The following is a 19386-nucleotide window of genomic DNA, read 5'->3' as shown; positions in this document are numbered from 1 at the left end:
TCCAAACTCGCGCCCAGAACACAAACCAGCAATCGCCAATCCGCTTGAGTTTCTTTAGAACGAAAGACTTCGTCGCCAGCAGCGCCGCCGCCCTCGTTCAGTGAGTGGGCTTATAGAACTAACCCTCCCAAACAGTCAACACACCCAACCAAAGTTTTTTGACATTTTTGTAACAGGTTGATTCGGCTGGTATTTTTGTCGGTCGCTATTATCCACAGGGCGCCCTTTCGGGACGGATTCCCGAAAATTCCTTTACCGGCTGGTCAAAAATCCATCGGAACGCCGTTCTCAACGACCGAAATATAGCGAGAAAACAGGATCTTGCGCGAAATTATGGTTAACGGAGGATTAAAGCGCCTCCGACCGGCAAGCTTTAAATTTCCGTCACAAATCAGCGGCTGAGATTTCGGAACCTATCACCGAGTTGGGTGTTGTCTTTCCCATTGAAGGAAGGAGACCGACATGGCTGCCAATACCGATGATATCAGAGCATCTGTCAGCAAGGACATCGCCGCACTCCAGCAGGAAGTCTCGCGCCTGCAGAAGATGATTTCCGCTCAAGGCGCCGAAGCCTATTACGAAGTGCGCGGCCGCGCCGGCAAGGCTTATGACGAAGCCCTGCCCCGGGCAAAGAACGCCGTCGCCCAGATCCGGGCCGAAGGTGTGGCTGCCGCCGACGCCGCCCGCGAGCATCCGACAGCAACGACCACTGCCCTGGTGCTTGCAGGCGCCATTGGCTTCCTTGCCGGATACCTGCTTTCCAGCAGTCCGCAGCCGCAGCCTCGCCATTGGTGGCGCTGAACCGCCATATCACTCATAAACCAGTCTTTTGCGCACCCGCCGATCCGTTTTTCGGCAGGGTGCGTAAATGCTTATGTCTTAGAAAAACCAATTTTTAATGCCAGCTATGGGAACATAAAAAACGAAGGGAGGACTACCATGGAAAACAAGAGGGCCAACTGCATTATCGAAGTCAGTGTCGACAGCGCCAATGGCCGCTATGCGGTCGGCATCATGAATATGCGCCAGGCACTCGATCTGCCGGAAATGCCTAGTCTGTCCTACACCCACCCGGACCCGGTCAAGGCCGCCGCCGGCATCGTCGTCAGCCGCAAGGAACTGGCCGGCTTCATGGCCTGCCGCTGAGGCAGCACCATCCTAACAAAGCCGCGACGGCGCTTTATCCAAAGCGCTGAGCCCTTTTTGCGGCGCCTGTTATTCCCCTCGTTTTTTATTCACGCAGCTGGCATCCTTCTGTCGTTCATGCCAAGAAAACGGCATCAAAAGCAGGATAAGGATGGCAGATGAGGGAGCGGCGCCCACCGCACAAGATGCGTGAACGGACAAAGCCCGCCGATAACGCCGCGGCCAAACGGGTTACCCTTCCCCGTGCCCTTTCCAAGCTCGGTTATTGCTCCCGCACGCAGGCCGAACGCCTGATCGCCGAAAACCGTGTTGCGGTTGACGGCCGCACAGTCAGCGATACCTCCGCATGGGTCGATCTTGCCACGGCAAGCATCAGCATCGACGGCCTTGTCATCGCTGCCGAAGCGAAAATCTATCTGATGCTCAACAAGCCCCGCGGTCTCGTCACCACCCGCCACGATCCCGAAGGCAGGCCGACGGTCTACGATTGCCTCAAGGATTTCGACATCCCGCATCTCTCTCCGGTCGGCCGGCTCGACAAGGCGAGCGAGGGCCTGCTGCTTTTCACCAACGACACCGAATTCGCCCAGATCCTGCTCGATCCGGTCACGCATGTGACGAAGACCTATCATGTCCAGATCGATCGCATCATGGACGACGAGGACATTGCCGCCATGACATCGGGCATCCGCCACGACGGCGAGCTGCTGACGGCAACCGCCGCGCGGCGCCTGCGCCAGGGCGACAGGAATTCATGGATCGAGGTCGAGCTCGACGAGGGCCGCAACCGCCAGATCCGCCGCATGCTGGAGGCGCTCGGAACCGAATGCCTGCGCCTCGTGCGCGTCGCAATCGGCGGGCTCGAACTCGGCGAACTGCCGAAAGGCGCCGTGCGTGCGCTGAGCGAACCGGAATTGCAGGCACTGCGCCGGAAAACCGGCATGGAGAGGACGAGACGCAATTGACTGCTGTGACGGAGATGGCACCGCACGATTTCTGGCAGGAGCTTCACCCGCAAGGCACCTTTGCCGGCGATGGGGAATTCACCTCCTTCTATGTCACCACGCTCGAAGACGGCCGCCAGCTTCGCCTGCCGATCCGTGAGTTGGCGGATGGCGATCATGCCCTCGCCTCGCTGATCGTCAACCAAGCGAGCTTCGCCGTGCTTGATGCGCTCGCCGAAAGCCTCGCCGAAAAGATCAGGCCCATGCGCATTGATGTCGTCGCCGGTCTGCCGACACTCGGCCTGACGCTGGCCGCCGCCGTGGCGCAGAAGCTCGGCCACGACCGCTACGTTCCGCTCGGCACCTCGCGTAAATTCTGGTATCGCGACGAGCTCTCCGTCGCCCTGTCTTCGATCACCACCCCGACACAGCAGAAACGTCTCTATATCGATCCGCGCGTGCTGCCGCTGCTTCAGGGACGACGCGTCGCACTCATCGATGACGTCATTTCCAGCGGCGCCTCGATCGTCGCCGGTCTTCATCTGCTGACAGGCTGCGGTATCGAACCCGTCGTTATCGGTGCCGCCATGCTGCAATCGGAGCGCTGGCGCGATAGCCTCGCAGCCGCGGGGCCGCAATGGATCGCGCGCACCGTCGGCGTCTTCGCAACCCCCATTCTGGAGCGGAACGCCAGAGGCCAGTGGCAGGCACCACCAGCCTGACGCGAGATATGAGGATTGTTCAAATTTTGCCTGAAGGCGCCTCTGTACAGCGTATGAGGAACGATTACAGTCCCGCCTGATCGATGAAACAAGGGACCCGCCCATGTCGTTCGAGCAAGCATCCCTGCTGATCCTTCTGCTGGCGATGCTCATTCTCTTCTCGTGCGATCGCATCCGCATCGAGGTAGTCTCGATCGCCGGCCTGCTTGGCGGCCATGCGCTCGGCCTTTATCCCGCCGAGCAGATCTTCACCGGCTTCGCCAGTCCCGTCGTCATCACCGTCGTCGAGATCCTGCTGATCGTTCAGGTGCTGGCGCGCGCCAGGCTCTTCGACAGTCTCGCCGCCCGTTTCGCGGCTGCAAGACCTTCGGGCTTCAAGGTCATATCAGGCACGTCCGCGCTCGCCGGCTTGATGTCCATCTTCATGAACAATATCGGCGCCTTTGCGATCACCTTGCCGGTCGCGCTACGCTTGGGCACGGTCCTGACGATCCCCCGCCGCCAACTCGTCATGCCGGTCTCGTTCGCGGCCCTGCTCGGCGGCCTCGTTTCGCTGATCGGCACGCCGGCCAACCTGCTCGTCAGCGATGCACTCGCCAAGGCGACCGGAACCGGCTTTCACTTCTTCGATTTCGCCTATGTCGGCCTGCCGGTGGCCATCGCCGGCATTCTGCTCATCGCCTATCACGTGCAGCACCTGTTTCCGGAACCGGACGAAACACCCGCAACGATCTCCCCGGCGGCGCGGCGCATCGTCGTCGAGCGTCGCATCCCTGACGTCTCACCGCTGATCGGCGTGCGGCTTTCCGATTGCCCGGCACGGTTCGCCATCAAGCCGTACGCGCTGATCCGTGACGACAACTTTGCGTTCGGTCCGCTCGACCAGTTGGTGATCGAACCCGGCGACGTGCTGCTTGCCGAAGGCGCCGACGCGACCTTTGCCGATCTTGCCGCCACACGGGCGCTGATGGCCGACGCCCACGCGCTTGGTCTGCAGCCGGATTTCACCCGTATCGAAGCCGTGGTCATGCCGGAAAGCACGCTGGTCGGTTCGCGCGTCCGCTCGCTTGAAGTCTTCCATTCTCGCGGCGTTGCTGTCACCGCCCTTTCCATGCGCGCGCCACGCATCGAAGGCCGCTTCCTCGACCTGCAATTGTCGATCGGCGATATATTGACGCTGGAGGGACCGCGTATTGCAATCGGCGAAGCGTTGGAGGAAAGCGAGTGCCTGCCGCTCGCCTCGACAACACCGAGCGAACCGGCGCTCCTATCCTGGCGGCCCTTCGCGCTCTTTGCCTGCGGCGTCGCCGCCTCGGCGGCCGGCCTGCGTCCCGACGTCGCTTTTGCCGGCGTCGTGCTCGTGCTCGCTCTGCTCAATCACCTCAATATCCGTCATGCGATGGCCGATCTCAATTGGCCGATCATCATCATGCTCGCGGCGATGATCCCGATCGGCCAGGCGGTGGCAAGCACCGGAGCGGCCGAAACCATTGCCGGCTGGCTCAGCCTCGTCGTGCCGATCACCCACCCGCTCTTCGGCATCGCCCTCATCCTCTTCCTCGCCATGGCATTGACGCCTTTTGTCAACAACGCGACGGTCGCAATCGTCCTGACCCCGATCGCACTGGAATTTGCAAGAGCCGGCAGGCATGCGCCGGACGCCTATCTGATCGCGGTGGCCGCCGGAGCGTCGCTCGATTTCCTGACGCCCTTCGGCCATCACAACAACACGCTGGCAATGGGCATCGGCGGCTACCGCTTCCGTGACTTCATGCGCGCCGGCTGGCCGCTTGCCGTCGCAAGTTATGGTCTCGCCCTGCTTCTTACCGGTCTGTTCTGGCTGTGATGCGATACTCGATCGGCTTGACTTCCCCAGCAATGAAACTAGAGCAGGAAGTCTTCACCCAATAATTAAGGACAGTCGAGCGCCGTGCGAATTCTTTCCGAAGCCCATTTCCCGGAATTGCCGAACTATTATCGCGGCAAGGTGCGCGAGAATTACGATCTTCCGGACGGACGCCGCATTATTATCAGCACCGACCGGCTGAGCGCTTTCGACCGCATCCTCACCTGCATCCCCTACAAGGGCGAGGTACTGACGCAGACGGCGCGCTACTGGTTCGAGGCGACGAAGGACATCTGCCCGAACCACGTTCTCGACTATCCCGATCCGAATGTCGTCATCGGCAAGCGGCTCGACATCCTGCCGGTCGAGATCGTCGTGCGCGGTTATCTCGCTGGCACCACCGGCACCTCGATCCTGACGCTTTATAAGAAGGGCGAACGCGAGATGTACGGCATGCGTCTGCCCGATGGCATGCGCGACAATCAGATCCTGCCGGAACCCGTCATCACGCCGACCAGCAAGGAATTCGACGGCGGCCACGACGAGCCGCTGACACCCACCGAAATCGTCACGCGTGGCCTTCTGACGAAAGAGCAATGGCAGACGCTGTCGACATATGCGCTCGCCCTCTTTGCCCGTGGCCAGGAGATGGCGGCGAAAAACGGGCTGATCCTGGTCGATACCAAATACGAGTTCGGCACCGATGGTGACGGAAACATTATCCTCGCCGACGAGATCCACACGCCGGACAGCAGTCGCTACTGGCTGGCCGAAAGTTATCCGGCAAGCTTTGCCGCCGGAAAACGCCCGGAAAGTTTCGACAAGGATTTCGTCCGCGCCTGGGTGGCGGAGCGCTGCGACCCCTATAAGGACGAGATCCCGGAAATTCCCGCCGAACTGATCGAGCAGACCTCAGCCGTCTACATCAAAGCCTACGAAGCGATCACCGGCGAGCGCTTCGTTCCCGATGATAGCGGCGAGACCCCGCTTGCCCGTGTCCGAAACAACCTCGCTCCCTATTTTCCTTGAAAAGGCGACAAGCGAAAGCCGCCTGCCCGATCATCAGCTTGCGGCATTCCTTCCAATCGCGCTAGAGCGCCGCGCGTCCAACAGGACGCGCTAAGGACGCTCTATCACTTTGAATTGGCGCATAATCCTTTCCGAAAATCGATTCCGATTTTCGGGGTTATGCGCTAGCATCGAAAAAAAGGGGTATCGGGCTCAGCCCGGCGGGGAACAGATGGTAAGAAGGCCAAGACGCAAGGCCGAGGAAACGCGGGAAGACATTCTTTCCATGGCGGAGATGCTGTTTCGCGAGCGCGGCTTTGTCGCGGTGTCGATCGCCGATATCGCCGGTGCGCTCCACATGTCGCCCGCCAATGTCTTCAAGCATTTCCGTTCCAAGGTCGCGCTGGTCGATGCGATCGCCGGACGCCATCTCGACGATGCCGCCGAGCGCTTCGCCGCCTTCGATGAGAAGCTGCCGCCGAAGGAACAACTGCTCCGCTTCATCCTGCGCCTGCTGGAAAGCCACCTGCAGGACATCCAGAAGAACCCTTATATCTTCGAAATGGTGCTTTCGACGATCGAAGCCAAACTCGAGGCCGGCAATCGTTATCGCGCTCGCATCGAGGCAAAGCTCGGCGAGATCATCCGCGAGGGCGTGGCGGAGGGAAGTTATCATTGCCGCGATCCCGAGAGCGCGGCGCGTACCGTTGCAGATGTCCTGGCCTGCGTGCTGCACCCTGTCCTGATCGCTCGCGACGACAAGGAGACCCTTGTGCACCGCGCCGAAAAAATCGTGTGTTTCGTCGATGCCGCACTGCAAAATAGCGCTTGCTAAGTGATGATTGCTGAATTACGTCACTTCGTAAAGCTTTTCTTAATTCGGATAACGGCATTTGAAGCCAACCCAATCCTGACGCTTATATCAGCCTGCGCTCGATCAAGCCGAGCCCGCACGCCCGAGCTCGTGGATTGAACGGCGATTGCCACCGCACAGGAATTCAGCATGATACGGCGTGCCCTCCTCATCTCCTCGGCCCTGGCATTCGCAGCCCTTCTCGCCGCCTGCAGCGACAGTGGCTCCAAGCCCGCCGGCAATGCAGGCGCGGCGCAGCAGGCTGCCCCCGTCGGCGTCATCACGCTGACGAAGGGCAGCTTCCCGATCACCACGATCCTGCCCGGCCGCGCCGAGACATTTCAGACCGCCGATATCCGGCCGCAGGTTAGCGGCCTGATCCGCGAGGTCGCCTTTAAGGACGGCGGTGAGATCAAGAAGGGCGACCTTCTATACCAGATCGAGGATGCGCCCTATATCGCTGCCGTCGAGCAGGCCAAGGCGGCGATCTCCAAGGCTGAGGCCAGCGTGCCGAGCGCTGAAAGCAATCTCGACCGCTACCAGCGCCTCGTCGGCAGCGGCGCCACCCAGATCGAATTCGAAACGGCCAAGACGACGCTGCTCCAGGCCAAGGCCGAAGTCGAGTCGGCGAAGGCCGCGCTTTCCGCTGCACAGATCGACCTCGACCACACCAGGATCGTCGCCCCTTTCGATGGCATCATCGACCAGACGGCCGTTAATGTCGGCAACGTCGTCTCTGCCAACCAGACGGCGGCGCTGACGACGATCCGCCAGCTTGATCCGATCTACATCTCTCTGACGGAATCGAGCACCAACCTCTTGAAGCTGCGTGATGCGATGGCCGCCGGCGACATCAAGGGCGAAGCCAACGTCGTCTTCCATCTGATCCTGGAAAACGGCAAGGAATACAACCAGCAGGGCAAGCTCGACATGTCGAAGCAGGTGGTCAGCGAGACGACCGGCACCTTCATCATCCGCGTGCTCTTTCCCAATCCCGACCGTATCGTTCTGCCGGGCATGTATGTCCGCGCAACCGTCGAGCTCGGCGCCGAGGCCGGTTATGCGCTGCCGCAGCTGGCGACGAGCCGTGACGCCAACGGCCGGCTGACGGCACAGTTCGTTTCCGCCGACGGCAAGGTCGAAACCCGCGCCTTCGAGAACAGCTCGCCCTCCAACAATTCCTGGCTCGTGACCGAAGGCATCAAGGACGGCGATCAGCTGATCGTCAGCGGCCTGCAATCGATCACCTCAGGCATGCCGGTGAAGCCGGTCCCGATGAAGATCAACGACACCGGCGTGGTCGTGCCTGCCGAGCAGCCCGCGGCCGGTGACGCGCAGAAGCCCGCAGCGAAATAATCGCCGCAGGCCTGCATCGTCACCGTCTCAGCCGCACAGGAACAACCGATGGCCAAGTTTTTCATCCGACGTCCGATTTTCGCCTGGGTCATTGCGATCACCATCATGCTCGCCGGCCTGCTGGCGATCTTCACGCTATCGATCTCGCAATATCCCGACATCGCCCCGACGACGGTTCGCATCAACGCCACCTATCGCGGCGCCAGCGCCGAGACGGTCGAGAAATCGGTGACGACGATCATCGAGGACGGCATGACCGGCCTCGACGACCTCACCTACATGACCTCGACCTCGTCGACGGGTTCGGCCAGCATCCAGCTCACCTTCGGGACGAGCGCCGACCCCGATATCGCCCAGGTGCAGGTGCAGAACAAGCTGCAGCTGGTTCAGTCGCAGCTTCCAAGCGACGTCATCGATGCCGGTATCAGCGTCACCCGCTCGACCTCGAGCATCCTTCTCGTCGGCTCGCTCGTTTCAACCGACGGTAAGCGCAACTCCGTCGACCTCGGCAACATCATGTCGACCTCGATCGAGGATCAGATCCAGCGCCTGGAAGGCGTCGGCAGCATCAATGTCTTCGGTTCGGGATACGCTATGCGCGTCTGGCTCGATCCGTTCAAGCTGCTGAAATACCAGTTGACACCGAGCGACGTGACGTCAGCCATCCAGGCGCAGAACACCCAGGTTTCCGTCGGTTCGCTCGGTGCTCAGCCGACGATCCCCGGCCAGCAGATCAACGTCACCATCACCGCCCAAAGCCAGCTGACCACCGTCGCCGATTTCGAGCACATCATCCTGAAGGTCGAAAAGGACGGCGCGACGGTGCGCCTGAGCGACGTCTCGCGCATCGAGATCGGTCAGGAAAGCTACGGCGGCAGTTCGCGGTACAACGGCCAGCCGTCGACCGGTTTCGCCGTCAACCTTGCGATCGGCGCCAACGCCATCGATACCGCCGCCCGCGTGCGCTCCGCGCTCGAGGTTATCGGCCGCGGCCTGCCGGCAGGTGTCGAGATCACCTACCCCTACGACACCACGCCCTTCGTGGAACTGTCGATCGAGAAGGTGGTGCACACGCTGATCGAGGCGATCGTGCTCGTCTTCGTGGTGCTGCTTGTCTTCCTGCAGAATCTCCGTGCGACGCTGATTCCGACGATTGCCGTTCCCGTGGTGCTGCTCGGCACCTTCGGTGTGCTGGCGGCCACCGGCTATTCGATCAATACCTTGACGATGTTCGCCATGGTGCTGGCGATCGGTCTTCTCGTCGACGACGCGATCGTCGTCGTCGAAAACGTCGAACGCATCATGTCCGAAGAAAAGCTTTCGCCGCTCGAGGCGACGGAAAAATCGATGGGCGAGATCACCGGCGCCATTGTCGGCATCGCGCTCGTCCTCACCGCCGTCTTCATTCCTATGGCCTTCTTCGGCGGTTCGACCGGCATCATCTATCGCCAGTTCTCGATCACCATCGTCTCGGCCATGCTGCTGTCGGCGCTCGTCGCCCTCGTGCTGACGCCCGCACTTTGCGCCACGATGCTGAAGCCGGTCGGCGAACACAGGAAGCACCGCGTCGGCGACTGGTTCAACCGCAACTTCACACGCTCGACCAACGGTTATATCAGCGCCATCGGCTATCTGCTGAAGCGGCCGATCCGCGTCATGCTGGTCTTCCTTCTGGTCGGCGCCGGCTGCGCCTATCTCTTCACCCGCCTGCCGAACTCCTTCCTGCCGCAGGAAGACCAGGGCGTGCTGCTGACCATCGTCACCACGCCGCCGGGCTCGACCACGCAGCAGACCCAGGCCGTCGTCGAAAAGGTCGAGAAATATTATCGTGAAAACGAGAAGGACGCCGTCGATTCCGTATTCGGCGCGCTCGGTTTCGGCTTCAGCGGTTCCGGCCAGAACAGCGCCATCGTCTTCACCAAGCTCAAGGATTTCGCGCTGCGCACCGATCCAGCGCTGAGCGCCCAATCGGTCGTCAACCGAGCGCTTGGCAATTTCTTTGCGATCCGCGAGGCGCAGGTCTTCGCGCTGCTGCCGCCGGCGATCCAGGGTCTCGGCGTGTCGAGCGGCTTTTCCATGTATCTCGTCGATACCGGCGGCCATGGCAACGACGCCCTAATGGCCGCCTCCAAGCGGCTGATCCAGATGGGCAATAGCTCGGGCCAGATCGTGGCGCTGCGCAGCAGCAACAAGGAAGTCGAGCCGCAGATGCGCATCGTGCTCGATCAGGAAAAGATCGGCGCCATGGGCGTCGACATTACCTCGGTCAATTCGATGCTGTCGATCATCTTCACCGGCCGCGACGTCAACGACTTCACGCTGAACGGCGAGATCAAACCGGTCTACGTCGAGGGCGATGCGCCGTTCCGCATGCAGCCGAGCGATCTAAACCATTGGTACGCCCGCAACAATGACGGCGAAATGGTGCCCTTCTCCGCCTTTACCCGCACGGAGTGGGTGAAGGGGGCGCCCTCGCTTGCCCGCTTCAATGCCGTCAGCGCCATTCCGCTTGACGGAGCGTCTGCGCCCGGAGTTTCCTCCGGCGATGCGATGAACGAAATGGAAGCGCTGACCACTGAACTCGGCGGCGGTTATACGGTCGCCTGGCAGGGCATCTCCTATCAGGAGCGGCTGTCCGGTTCGCAGGCACCAATGCTTTACGCGATCTCGGTTCTCGTTGTCTTCCTCTGCCTCGCAGCGCTTTATGAAAGCTGGTCGATCCCCTTCTCGGTGATCATGGCGGTGCCTGTCGGTATTCTCGGCGCGCTGGCGGCGGCAACCCTCTTCGGCCAGGCGAACGACGTCTATTTCAAGGTCGGTTTGCTGACCACCATCGGGCTGGCGGCGAAGAACGCCATTCTGATTGTCGAATTCGCCAAGGACCGCATGGAAAGCGGCATGGGGCTCTACGCGGCGACATTGGAAGCGGCGAGATTGCGCCTGCGGCCGATCATCATGACCTCGCTTGCCTTCATTCTCGGCGTCGTGCCGCTGGCGATCGCGACAGGCGCGGGCTCGGCGGCACAGAATGCCATCGGTATCGGCGTTCTCGGCGGCATGCTGGCGGCGACGATGCTCGGAATTTTCTTCGTGCCGTCGTTTTTCGTCGTCATTCGACGCATCTTTGCCACACGCGCCAAAAATGCGGCAGGACTGTGATATAAATGCACTGTGATAATGCAGTTCCCGTTGCTACATTGCGCCCGACTGCTTCGGTGTGTTTTTTTGGTATGACGAGGCGCGGCGGCCGATAGTGAAGCATGAAGCTTCGGACAAGAATTGACTTGCTCGAGTACAGGATGAAATGAATGGTATCTCTTCGTTTTGCCACACCGGCATTATTGTTATTGTTGTCGGGCTGCGTTGTAGGCCCGGATCATGTTCCTCCTGAGATGCCGCTGCCCGCCAAATTCGGAGAGGGTGGGACCAAGAGTGATGGCGATGTTGCTACGGCAGCATGGTGGACCGCCTTCAAGGATTCAAGACTGAACGGCTACGTCAAGGCCGGCCTCGATCAGAACCTGACAGTTCAGCAGGCGATCGAAAGAATCAATGCAGCTTCCGCAAACGTCACCACCGCCGGCGCCGGCGCCCTGCCGAACCTGACGGTCGGCGCCTCGCAGACGGTCAGCGGCCAGAAGGGCGAGCTGCGCACGCAGCTCGACACGCGCAACACCAGTGCCGGCGAAGTCCAGCTGAGCTGGCTGCTCGATCTATTCGGGCTCTACAAGCGCAATACGGAGAGCGCGCTTGCCTCGCTCGATTCCGCTTACGCATCGGCAGACGTTGCCAGGCTGACTCTCATACAGGACCTTGTCTCGAGCTATATCGACGTTCGCTTCTTTCAGCAGCGCCTGGCGCTTTCGAAGGCCAACCTGAAGTCTCGCCAGGAAACCTACGAACTCACCAAGTTCCAGCTGGAAGCCGGCGCCGCCTCGCGTCTTGACGTCGTTCAGGCCGAAGGTCTCGTGCAGTCGACGCTCGCCGAAATTCCCGGCCTCGAAACCAATATCCGCATTTCCGCCCATCACATCGCGACGCTGCTCGGCCTGCCGGCTTCGGCTCTTGTCGATGAATTGCTGAAGGGCTCCGGTCAGCCGGTATTCCGCGGCGGCATCACCTCCGGCATCCCGGCCGACCTGATCCGCAATCGTCCGGACATCCGCGTCGCGGAACGTGATCTTGCCGCCGCAACGGCCAATATCGGCGTTGCCCAGGCGCAGCTTTATCCGAGCATCTCGCTTAGCGGCTCGATCTCGCCGACCTACATCAACCAGCGCGGCATCCATGGCGGCCTCACGCCCTGGTCCTTCGGCCCGACCCTCAATCTGCCGATCTTCGACGGCGGTACCCTGCGCGCCGGCGTCAAGACGGCGCAGTCCAATGCCGCCAATGCCTATCTCAACTGGAAATCGACGGTGCTGACCGCGATCGAACAGGTCGAGAATGCGCTTTCGGCCGTCCGGCGTGACGCACAAACGGTCGCGGCGCTTCAGGCCCAGGTGAAGACCACGCAGGAAACGCTGGAACTTTCGACTGCATCCTACAAGGACGGCGCCTCCTCGCTGCTCGACGTTCTCGACGCGCAGCGCCAGGTTTCGCTGGCCCAGGCAAGCCTTGCCGCATCCGTCCAACAGATGGCCAAGGACTATGTCTCGCTGAACATCGCAATCGGCGGCGGTTTCGCCCCCGGCGGCAAGACCACCGCACCGGCGGTGAAAGCTGTAGCCGTCAAGAGCTGATCTGCGTTTCGCCCTTCTGGAAAATACAGAGCCCCGCGATCATCTCGCGGGGCTTTTTCGTAGGTGCCGCGTGCCGCCACCGATAACTGCGCATAGGATGAATTTGGATTCGACAAGCTTCGATCTGCCGCTTGCCAGCGCGGCAAGCTTCAAACGGTTCGGGTGAAATCATGGGCGTCTGGATCGACACGGACATGGGCTTCGACGACATCGCCGCCATTCTGGTGGTGGGACAGTCGGAATTCGAGATCGACGGAATATCACTGGTCTTCGGCAATACGCCGCTGCCGCAGGTGAGGATAAACGCCGCCGGCGCCGCCAGCGCCTTCGGCTGGACGTTCCCAATCCACACCGGCCGCGCCATGCCCGTGCTCGGCAAGCTCGAAACCGCTCAGGCGATCCTCGGCGAAACCGGCATCCCGACATCAGGCAGGAGCCTGCCGCAGGCGGCTGCTGCCCTTACCGAAAGCGATGCCTTTGCAGCACTCTGCCGCTGGCTGGAGCGCAAAGGCCAGCACCGTATCCTGGCGCTTGGCCCGCTCACCAACATTGCCGCCGTGGCACTCGCCCGGCCGGATCTTGCCGCCCGCATCACCGAACTCGTCTGGATGGGCGGCGGCGTCACGTCAGGCAACCATACGGCCTCCGCCGAGTTCAACGCGCTCGCCGATCCCGAGGCCCTCTCGATCGTCATCGCCCATGGCCTGCCGCTGCACATGGTCGATCTCGACCTCTGCCGCAAGGTGCTGGCCAGGCCCGAAGACGCCGAGCCGATGCGCAATGCCGGCGGCGCCAATGCCGAGCTGATCGCTGACATGTTTTCGGGTTATATCCGCATCGGCACCAGCCGCGGCCGCCCGGCCATGGCGATTTACGATCCTTCCGCCGCCGTCGCCTTCGTCGCTCCGGATATCGTCAGCTTCCGCCCTGCCCGTATCGACGTCGAGCTGCAGGGCGCCTTGACCCGCGGCCGTACCGTCGTCGAGACCCGTGCCACGCATGCGACCTTCAATGCTCAATTCGCCGCCGACATCGATGCCGACATGGCGCGTGTCATCATTCTCGCCGCCCTGGTCAACGAGGCCCGCAAATGAACGTCACCGCTCGCCAAGAACCCGCCGATCTCAACGATCCCGCTTTGCGCGCCCGCGCCGTCACTGCTGCGCGCGGCGATACCCCCTTCGACATGCTGATCACCGGCGGCCGGCTGCTCGATGCGGTGACGGGCCTGATCCGGCAAGCCGATATCGGCCTCGTCGGCGCGCTGATATCAAGCGTTCATGCCCCGGCGAGCCGCACCGATGCCGCCGAGATCATCGATGCAGCGGGCAGTATCCTGACGCCCGGCCTGATCGACACGCACATGCATATCGAAAGTTCGATGGTGACACCCGCCGAATATACGAGCGCCGTCTTGCCACGCGGCGTCACTACGATCGTCTGGGATCCGCATGAATTCGGCAACGTCCATGGGCTCGACGGCGTGCGCTGGGCGATCGAGGCGGCGCGCAGCCTGCCGCTGCGTATGATCCTGCTCGCGCCGTCCTGCGTGCCCTCCGCGCCGGGCCTGGAACTTGCCGGCGCCGATTTCAATGCTGCGGTCATCGCCGAGATGCTGCACTCCTCCACCATCGGCGGCGTCGCCGAAGTGATGAATATGCGCGGCGTCATCGACGGCGATCCGCGCATGACTGCTATCGTCAATGCCGGCCTTGCCGCCGGCAAGCTCGTCTGCGGCCATGCCCGCGGCCTCGAAGGCGCCGATCTCAACGCCTTCATGGCGTCGGGCATCACCTCCGACCACGAACTTACCTCCGGCGCCGATCTCCTCGCCAAGCTTTCCGCCGGCCTGACGATCGAGCTGCGCGGCTCTCACGATCATCTGCTGCAGGAGTTCGTCGAGGTGCTGAATGGTCTCGGCCACCTGCCCCCGACCGTCACGCTCTGCACCGACGACGTCTTTCCCGACGAACTCCAGGAACGCGGCGGCCTCGACGACGTCATCAGGCGCCTGGTGCGCTACGGCATGAAGCCGGAATGGGCCATCCGTGCCGCGACCTTCAACGCCGCACAACGTCTGAAGCGTTCCGATCTCGGCCTCCTCGCCGCCGGCCGCCGCGCCGACATCGTGTTCTTCGAAGACCTCGCGGAATTCCGGGCGCGGCTCGTCATATCAGGCGGCCGCATAATTGCCCGCAACGGCAGCATGCAGGTTGCCGTCCAGCAGATCGATACGGCACCGCTTGTCAATTCGGTGAAGCTGCCGCCGCTGACCGAGAATGACTTTCGCATTCCGGCGAAGGGCGAGCGCGTCCGCGTCGCCACCATCGACCGCCCGCGCTTCACGCAATGGGGCGAGGCCGAAACCGAGGTCAGGGACGGTTTCGTCGTGCCGCCGGCCGGCAGCGCCATGATTTCAGTCGCCCATCGCCACGGCAAGACCGATGGCATCCCGCGCATCGGCTTCCTCACCGGCTGGGGCGAATGGCGCGGCGCGTTTTGTACCACCATTTCGCATGACAGCCACAACCTCACCGTCTTCGGCGGTAATGCGGGCGACATGGCGCTCGCCGCCAACGCCGTCATATCAGCCGGCGGCGGCATGGCCGTCGTCAAGGATGGCCGGATCGAGGCGATGCTGCCGCTGCCGCTCTCCGGCCTGGTGACGGATGCATCGCTGAAGGACACGGCGCTGGCCTTTGCCGGCATCCGCAGGGCAATGGAAAAGATCGTCACATGGAAGCCGCCCTATCTGGTCTTCAAGGCCTGCTTCGGCGCCACGCTCGCCTGCAATGTCGGCCCGCATCAGACCGATCGGGGGATTGCCGATGTGGTAACAGGCAAGGTGCTGGAAAACCCCGTGCTGAAGGTCTTGTAAAGGCCAGGGGCGCACAAGTTCCGTCATGAGGGCCTGCCGCCGTGAGCCCCTTAAACGCCTAACCGATCGAACCATGCGCCGTTGCGGCAATCCCGGTAGGTTGACCGCAGCCAGCCCGTCGGATCCTCCTGTGATCATTTTTCGGCCTCTCGTTCGGATCATTGTTGCAATTCATTCTTAATTGCACAATAGTCGAAGCAAGGGTCGTCAAGCATTTTTTGCAAATCATTCCGAAGCGCAACTTGTTCGACTCTCCGCGGCTTTTGCAATTCGGTCGTAATAGCAGCAAGAGGAGAAACATATGTTCTATGGGGAAAGACGGTCGGTTTTGGCCGGACTGATAGGGGTGGCATTCGCAGCCGTGCTGGTAGCCTTTCCCGCCGCTGCCCAACAGACAACCAATTCGAAGTTCAAGGTGGTGACGACCTTCACGGTAGTTGCCGACCTGGCAAAAAACGTGGCCGGTGATGCCGCGATCGTGGAATCGATCACCAAGCCGGGCGCGGAGATCCACAACTATGCGCCGACGCCGGGTGACATCCAGCGAGCACAAGGTGCACAGCTCATTCTCTGGAACGGCCTCAATCTGGAGCGCTGGTTCGAAAAATTCTTCCAGAACCTGCACGACGTCCCCGGTGCCGTCATTTCCGATGGCGTCGAACCGATGGGCATCTCGGAAGGCCCCTACGAAGGCAAGCCCAATCCCCACGCCTGGATGTCGCCGAAGAACGCCCTGATTTACGTCGACAATATCCGTGATGCCTTCGCAAAGTATGATCCGGCGAATGCGGAGACCTACAAGGCCAATGCCGAGGCCTACAAGCAGAAGATCGAAGCGACGATCACTCCGATTCGCGCCACCCTCGACAAAATTCCCGAGGACAAGCGCTGGCTGGTCTCAAGCGAGGGCGCCTTTTCCTATCTCGCACGCGATTTCGGGCTGAAGGAACTCTATCTCTGGCCGATCAACGCCGATCAGCAGGGCACGCCCCAGCAGGTCCGCAAGGTGATCGATGCGGTGAAGGAACACCAGATTCCTACCGTCTTCAGCGAAAGCACCGTTTCCGATAAACCGGCCCGGCAGGTGGCGCGCGAAACCGGCGCGCATTATGGCGGCGTGCTTTATGTCGACTCGCTGAGCGAAGCCGACGGCCCGGTGCCAACCTATATCGATCTTCTGCGCGTGACCTCCGATACCGTCGCGAAGGGTCTTGCCGATGGGTTGTCGCAATGACCGTGCTGCTTGGCAATCTTGTCCGTCCCGCATCCTCGGATGCGGGATCGGGGATCACGGTAAAGGATGCGACCGTCACTTACCGCAACGGACATACGGCCCTGAGGGACGCGAGTTTCCAGATCCCCACGGGCACGATCGCCGCGCTGGTCGGTGTCAACGGTTCCGGCAAGTCGACGCTCTTCAAGTCGATCATGGGTTTCGTGCGTCTCGCCAGGGGCCACATTCGCGTGCTTGGCATGCCGGTCGAAGAGGCGCTGCGCAGGAACCTCGTCGCTTATGTGCCGCAATCGGAAGAAGTCGACTGGAACTTCCCGGTGCTGGTCGAGGATGTGGTGATGATGGGCCGCTACGGCCACATGGGCATGATGCGCATCCCGAAGGCCGCAGACCACGAGGCAGTTGCGTCCGCGCTCGCCCGCGTCGCCATGAGCGAGTTCCGCAAGCGCCAGATCGGCGAACTCTCCGGCGGTCAGAGGAAGCGGGTCTTTTTGGCGCGAGCCCTGGCGCAGGACGGCCGGATCATTCTGCTCGATGAACCCTTTACCGGCGTCGACGTAAAGACCGAGGACCAGATCATCAAGCTCCTGCGCGAGCTGCGGGATGAAGGCCGTGTCATGCTCGTCTCCACCCACAATCTCGGCTCCGTGCCGGAGTTCTGCGACCGGACCATTCTGATCAAGGGGACGGTGCTCGCCTACGGCCCGACCGTCGAGACTTTCACGCAGGAAAATCTGGAAAAGACCTTTGGCGGCGTGCTGCGTCATTTCGTGTTGAGCGAAGCGCAGAACGGTAGGCCAACGTCGATCGGCGTCATAACCGATGATGAGCGCCCCTTGATCCTGCAGGGTGGCAAAGCGACCGCCCGGAGGTCCGATAGTGGCAATGGGGGCGGGGAATGATAGCCGACCTCCTGCAGCCCTTCACCTATGAATACATGCTCAATGCGATGTGGGTGTCCGCCCTTGTCGGCGGCGTCTGCGCTTTCCTCTCCTGTTATCTGATGCTGAAAGGCTGGTCGCTGATCGGCGACGCGCTCTCGCACGCGATCGTTCCCGGCGTTGCCGGCGCCTATATGCTCGGACTTCCCTTTTCGATCGGAGCCTTCTTTTCCGGAGGGCTCGCTGCCGCAGCGATGCTTTTCCTCAACCAGCGCACCAAGCTGAAGGAAGATGCCATCATCGGCCTGATCTTCTCCTCTTTCTTCGGGCTGGGCCTGTTCATGGTTTCGCTCCAGCCGATGGCGGTCAACATCCAAACGATCGTGCTCGGCAACATTCTCGCCATCACGCCCGAGGATACGCTGCAACTCGCCATCATCGGCTTCGTGTCACTCGCTGTCCTGCTCGTCAAATGGAAGGACCTGATGGTCACTTTTTTCGATGAGAGCCATGCCCGATCGATCGGTCTCAATCCGACCGCTCTCAAGGTCATTTTCTTCACGCTGCTGTCCGCCTCCACCGTCGCGGCGCTGCAGACAGTCGGTGCATTCCTCGTCATCTGCATGGTGGTGACGCCCGGCGCGACCGCCTATCTGCTGACCGACCGCTTCCCGCGGCTGCTTGTGATCGCCGTCATCATCGGATCGATGACCAGCTTCGTCGGCGCTTATGCAAGTTACTTCCTCGATGGCGCGACAGGCGGCATCATCGTGGTGCTGCAGACGGCAATCTTCCTGATCGCGTTCTTCTTCGCACCCAAACACGGCATGCTGGCGGCGCGCAGACGCGCCGCGCAGGCGCTGGAGGCAACGCCATGAACGTGGTCGAAACGCTCCTTTCGCCTTTCCAGTTTGGCTTCATGGTCAACGCGCTGGTGATTTCGGTGCTGGTCGCAATCCCGATGGCGCTGTTGTCCTGCTTCCTGGTTCTGAAAGGCTGGTCGCTGATGGGAGACGCCATCAGCCACGCCGTCTTCCCCGGCGTGGTCATCGCCTATATAGTCGGCATACCCTTCGCGGTCGGCGCCTTCGTGGCCGGCATGTTTTGCGCTATCGCCACCGGCTTCCTGAAAGACAACAGCCGTATCAAACAGGATACGGTGATGGGCATCGTCTTCTCCGGCATGTTCGGGCTCGGCCTGGTTCTTTATGTCAAGATCCAGTCCGACGTGCATCTCGACCACATCCTGTTCGGCGACATGCTCGGTGTCTCCTGGCGTGACATCGGGCAGTCGGCCGTCATCGCTGCGATCACGGCTGTCATTCTTGGTGTGAAGTGGAAGGACTTCCTGCTGCACGCCTTCGACCCTGCCCAGGCGAGAGCGGTGGGCCTCAGGATCAACCTGCTGCATTACGGCCTTCTCGCCCTCATTTCGCTGACGATCGTCGGTGCCTTGCAGGCGGTAGGCATCATCCTTTCGATCGCCATGCTGATTGCGCCGGGAGCCATCGCCTTCCTGCTCACCCGCAGGTTCAGCACGATGCTGCTCCTCTCCGTCGCCATTGCGGTGATCGGTTCCTTTGTTGGCGTCTACCTGTCCTTCTTCATCGACAGCGCGCCGGCGCCGACCATCGTGCTTGTGCTGGCGATCGGATTCGTGCTCGCCTTCATCCATGCCACGCGCGGGACGGCCCGGGTTGAGGAATCGCCGATCGACTGATGGACGTTGACGAAGCCGCTGCGCGGAAGGCAATTGTTGCCAATGCAGAACGCAGA

Annotated in this window: 16 protein-coding genes; all 16 read left to right on the top strand. The window is 61.5% G+C overall.

Going from position 1 to position 19386, the window contains the following annotated elements; translation table 11 throughout:
• Positions 1-462: 462 nt before the first annotated feature.
• Positions 463-801, top strand: a complete 339-nt coding sequence (locus tag GFM02_RS24855; protein WP_168323085.1) for a hypothetical protein — start codon at positions 463-465, stop codon at positions 799-801.
• 138 nt (positions 802-939) lie between these two features.
• Positions 940-1146 (top strand): hypothetical protein, encoded by a 207-nt coding sequence (locus GFM02_RS24850; RefSeq protein ID WP_003542611.1) that lies wholly within the window; start codon positions 940-942, stop codon positions 1144-1146.
• Between the two features lie 158 nt (positions 1147-1304).
• On the top strand, positions 1305-2111 hold the full coding sequence (locus GFM02_RS24845) for a pseudouridine synthase (RefSeq protein WP_168323084.1): 807 nt from the start codon (positions 1305-1307) through the stop codon (positions 2109-2111).
• Between the two features lie 14 nt (positions 2112-2125).
• Positions 2126-2812 carry a phosphoribosyltransferase gene (locus GFM02_RS24840; RefSeq protein WP_168271625.1) on the top strand — a complete coding sequence of 229 codons (687 nt, stop codon included), beginning with the start codon at positions 2126-2128 and terminating at the stop codon, positions 2810-2812.
• Between the two features lie 103 nt (positions 2813-2915).
• Positions 2916-4658, top strand: a complete 1743-nt coding sequence (locus GFM02_RS24835; RefSeq protein WP_020051473.1) for an SLC13 family permease — start codon at positions 2916-2918, stop codon at positions 4656-4658.
• Positions 4659-4742: 84 nt separating this feature from the next.
• Complete coding sequence (locus tag GFM02_RS24830) at positions 4743-5687, top strand: phosphoribosylaminoimidazolesuccinocarboxamide synthase (RefSeq protein ID WP_020051474.1); 945 nt, start codon at positions 4743-4745, stop codon at positions 5685-5687.
• Between the two features lie 211 nt (positions 5688-5898).
• Positions 5899-6501 (top strand): TetR family transcriptional regulator, encoded by a 603-nt coding sequence (locus GFM02_RS24825; protein WP_020051475.1) that lies wholly within the window; start codon positions 5899-5901, stop codon positions 6499-6501.
• 168 nt (positions 6502-6669) lie between these two features.
• On the top strand, positions 6670-7875 hold the full coding sequence (locus GFM02_RS24820; RefSeq protein ID WP_168323083.1) for an efflux RND transporter periplasmic adaptor subunit: 1206 nt from the start codon (positions 6670-6672) through the stop codon (positions 7873-7875).
• A 48-nt stretch (positions 7876-7923) separates the two neighbouring features.
• Positions 7924-11034, top strand: a complete 3111-nt coding sequence (locus tag GFM02_RS24815; protein ID WP_168323082.1) for an efflux RND transporter permease subunit — start codon at positions 7924-7926, stop codon at positions 11032-11034.
• 149 nt (positions 11035-11183) lie between these two features.
• Complete coding sequence (locus tag GFM02_RS24810; protein ID WP_168323081.1) at positions 11184-12617, top strand: efflux transporter outer membrane subunit; 1434 nt, start codon at positions 11184-11186, stop codon at positions 12615-12617.
• Between the two features lie 170 nt (positions 12618-12787).
• Positions 12788-13711, top strand: coding sequence for a nucleoside hydrolase (locus tag GFM02_RS24805; RefSeq protein ID WP_168271512.1), 924 nt, complete (start codon positions 12788-12790; stop codon positions 13709-13711).
• Positions 13708-15495, top strand: coding sequence for an adenine deaminase (locus GFM02_RS24800; RefSeq protein ID WP_168323080.1), 1788 nt, complete (start codon positions 13708-13710; stop codon positions 15493-15495). The genes GFM02_RS24805 and GFM02_RS24800 overlap by 4 nt, the downstream gene beginning before the upstream one ends.
• 301 nt (positions 15496-15796) lie before the next feature.
• The gene (locus GFM02_RS24795) at positions 15797-16729 is read left to right on the top strand and encodes a metal ABC transporter substrate-binding protein (RefSeq protein WP_168323079.1); all 933 of its coding nucleotides are present in this window, start codon (positions 15797-15799) and stop codon (positions 16727-16729) included.
• Positions 16726-17631, top strand: a complete 906-nt coding sequence (locus GFM02_RS24790; RefSeq protein WP_168323078.1) for a manganese/iron ABC transporter ATP-binding protein — start codon at positions 16726-16728, stop codon at positions 17629-17631. Before GFM02_RS24795 ends, GFM02_RS24790 begins: the two co-directional genes overlap by 4 nt.
• Positions 17628-18488, top strand: coding sequence for an iron/manganese ABC transporter permease subunit SitC (gene sitC, locus GFM02_RS24785; RefSeq protein WP_168323077.1), 861 nt, complete (start codon positions 17628-17630; stop codon positions 18486-18488). The genes GFM02_RS24790 and sitC overlap by 4 nt, the downstream gene beginning before the upstream one ends.
• Positions 18485-19330 carry a metal ABC transporter permease gene (locus GFM02_RS24780; RefSeq protein ID WP_168323076.1) on the top strand — a complete coding sequence of 282 codons (846 nt, stop codon included), beginning with the start codon at positions 18485-18487 and terminating at the stop codon, positions 19328-19330. The genes sitC and GFM02_RS24780 overlap by 4 nt, the downstream gene beginning before the upstream one ends.
• Positions 19331-19386 lie beyond the last annotated feature (56 nt).

The sequence above is a fragment of the Rhizobium leguminosarum bv. viciae genome (assembly GCF_012276115.1).
Classification (GTDB): domain Bacteria; phylum Pseudomonadota; class Alphaproteobacteria; order Rhizobiales; family Rhizobiaceae; genus Rhizobium; species Rhizobium leguminosarum_T.
The sequence above is the reverse complement of the archived record's forward strand: the minus strand, read 5'-3'. Positions and strand labels throughout refer to the sequence as shown.

Coding starts and splice junctions, on each gene's coding strand:
- GFM02_RS24855 (WP_168323085.1), top strand. CDS start 463: ATGGCTGCCAATACCGATGATATCAGAGCATCTGTCAGCAAGGACATC.
- GFM02_RS24850 (WP_003542611.1), top strand. CDS start 940: ATGGAAAACAAGAGGGCCAACTGCATTATCGAAGTCAGTGTCGACAGC.
- GFM02_RS24845 (WP_168323084.1), top strand. CDS start 1,305: ATGAGGGAGCGGCGCCCACCGCACAAGATGCGTGAACGGACAAAGCCC.
- GFM02_RS24840 (WP_168271625.1), top strand. CDS start 2,126: ATGGCACCGCACGATTTCTGGCAGGAGCTTCACCCGCAAGGCACCTTT.
- GFM02_RS24835 (WP_020051473.1), top strand. CDS start 2,916: ATGTCGTTCGAGCAAGCATCCCTGCTGATCCTTCTGCTGGCGATGCTC.
- GFM02_RS24825 (WP_020051475.1), top strand. CDS start 5,899: ATGGTAAGAAGGCCAAGACGCAAGGCCGAGGAAACGCGGGAAGACATT.
- GFM02_RS24820 (WP_168323083.1), top strand. CDS start 6,670: ATGATACGGCGTGCCCTCCTCATCTCCTCGGCCCTGGCATTCGCAGCC.
- GFM02_RS24815 (WP_168323082.1), top strand. CDS start 7,924: ATGGCCAAGTTTTTCATCCGACGTCCGATTTTCGCCTGGGTCATTGCG.
- GFM02_RS24810 (WP_168323081.1), top strand. CDS start 11,184: ATGGTATCTCTTCGTTTTGCCACACCGGCATTATTGTTATTGTTGTCG.
- GFM02_RS24805 (WP_168271512.1), top strand. CDS start 12,788: ATGGGCGTCTGGATCGACACGGACATGGGCTTCGACGACATCGCCGCC.
- GFM02_RS24800 (WP_168323080.1), top strand. CDS start 13,708: ATGAACGTCACCGCTCGCCAAGAACCCGCCGATCTCAACGATCCCGCT.
- GFM02_RS24795 (WP_168323079.1), top strand. CDS start 15,797: ATGTTCTATGGGGAAAGACGGTCGGTTTTGGCCGGACTGATAGGGGTG.
- GFM02_RS24790 (WP_168323078.1), top strand. CDS start 16,726: ATGACCGTGCTGCTTGGCAATCTTGTCCGTCCCGCATCCTCGGATGCG.
- sitC (WP_168323077.1), top strand. CDS start 17,628: ATGATAGCCGACCTCCTGCAGCCCTTCACCTATGAATACATGCTCAAT.
- GFM02_RS24780 (WP_168323076.1), top strand. CDS start 18,485: ATGAACGTGGTCGAAACGCTCCTTTCGCCTTTCCAGTTTGGCTTCATG.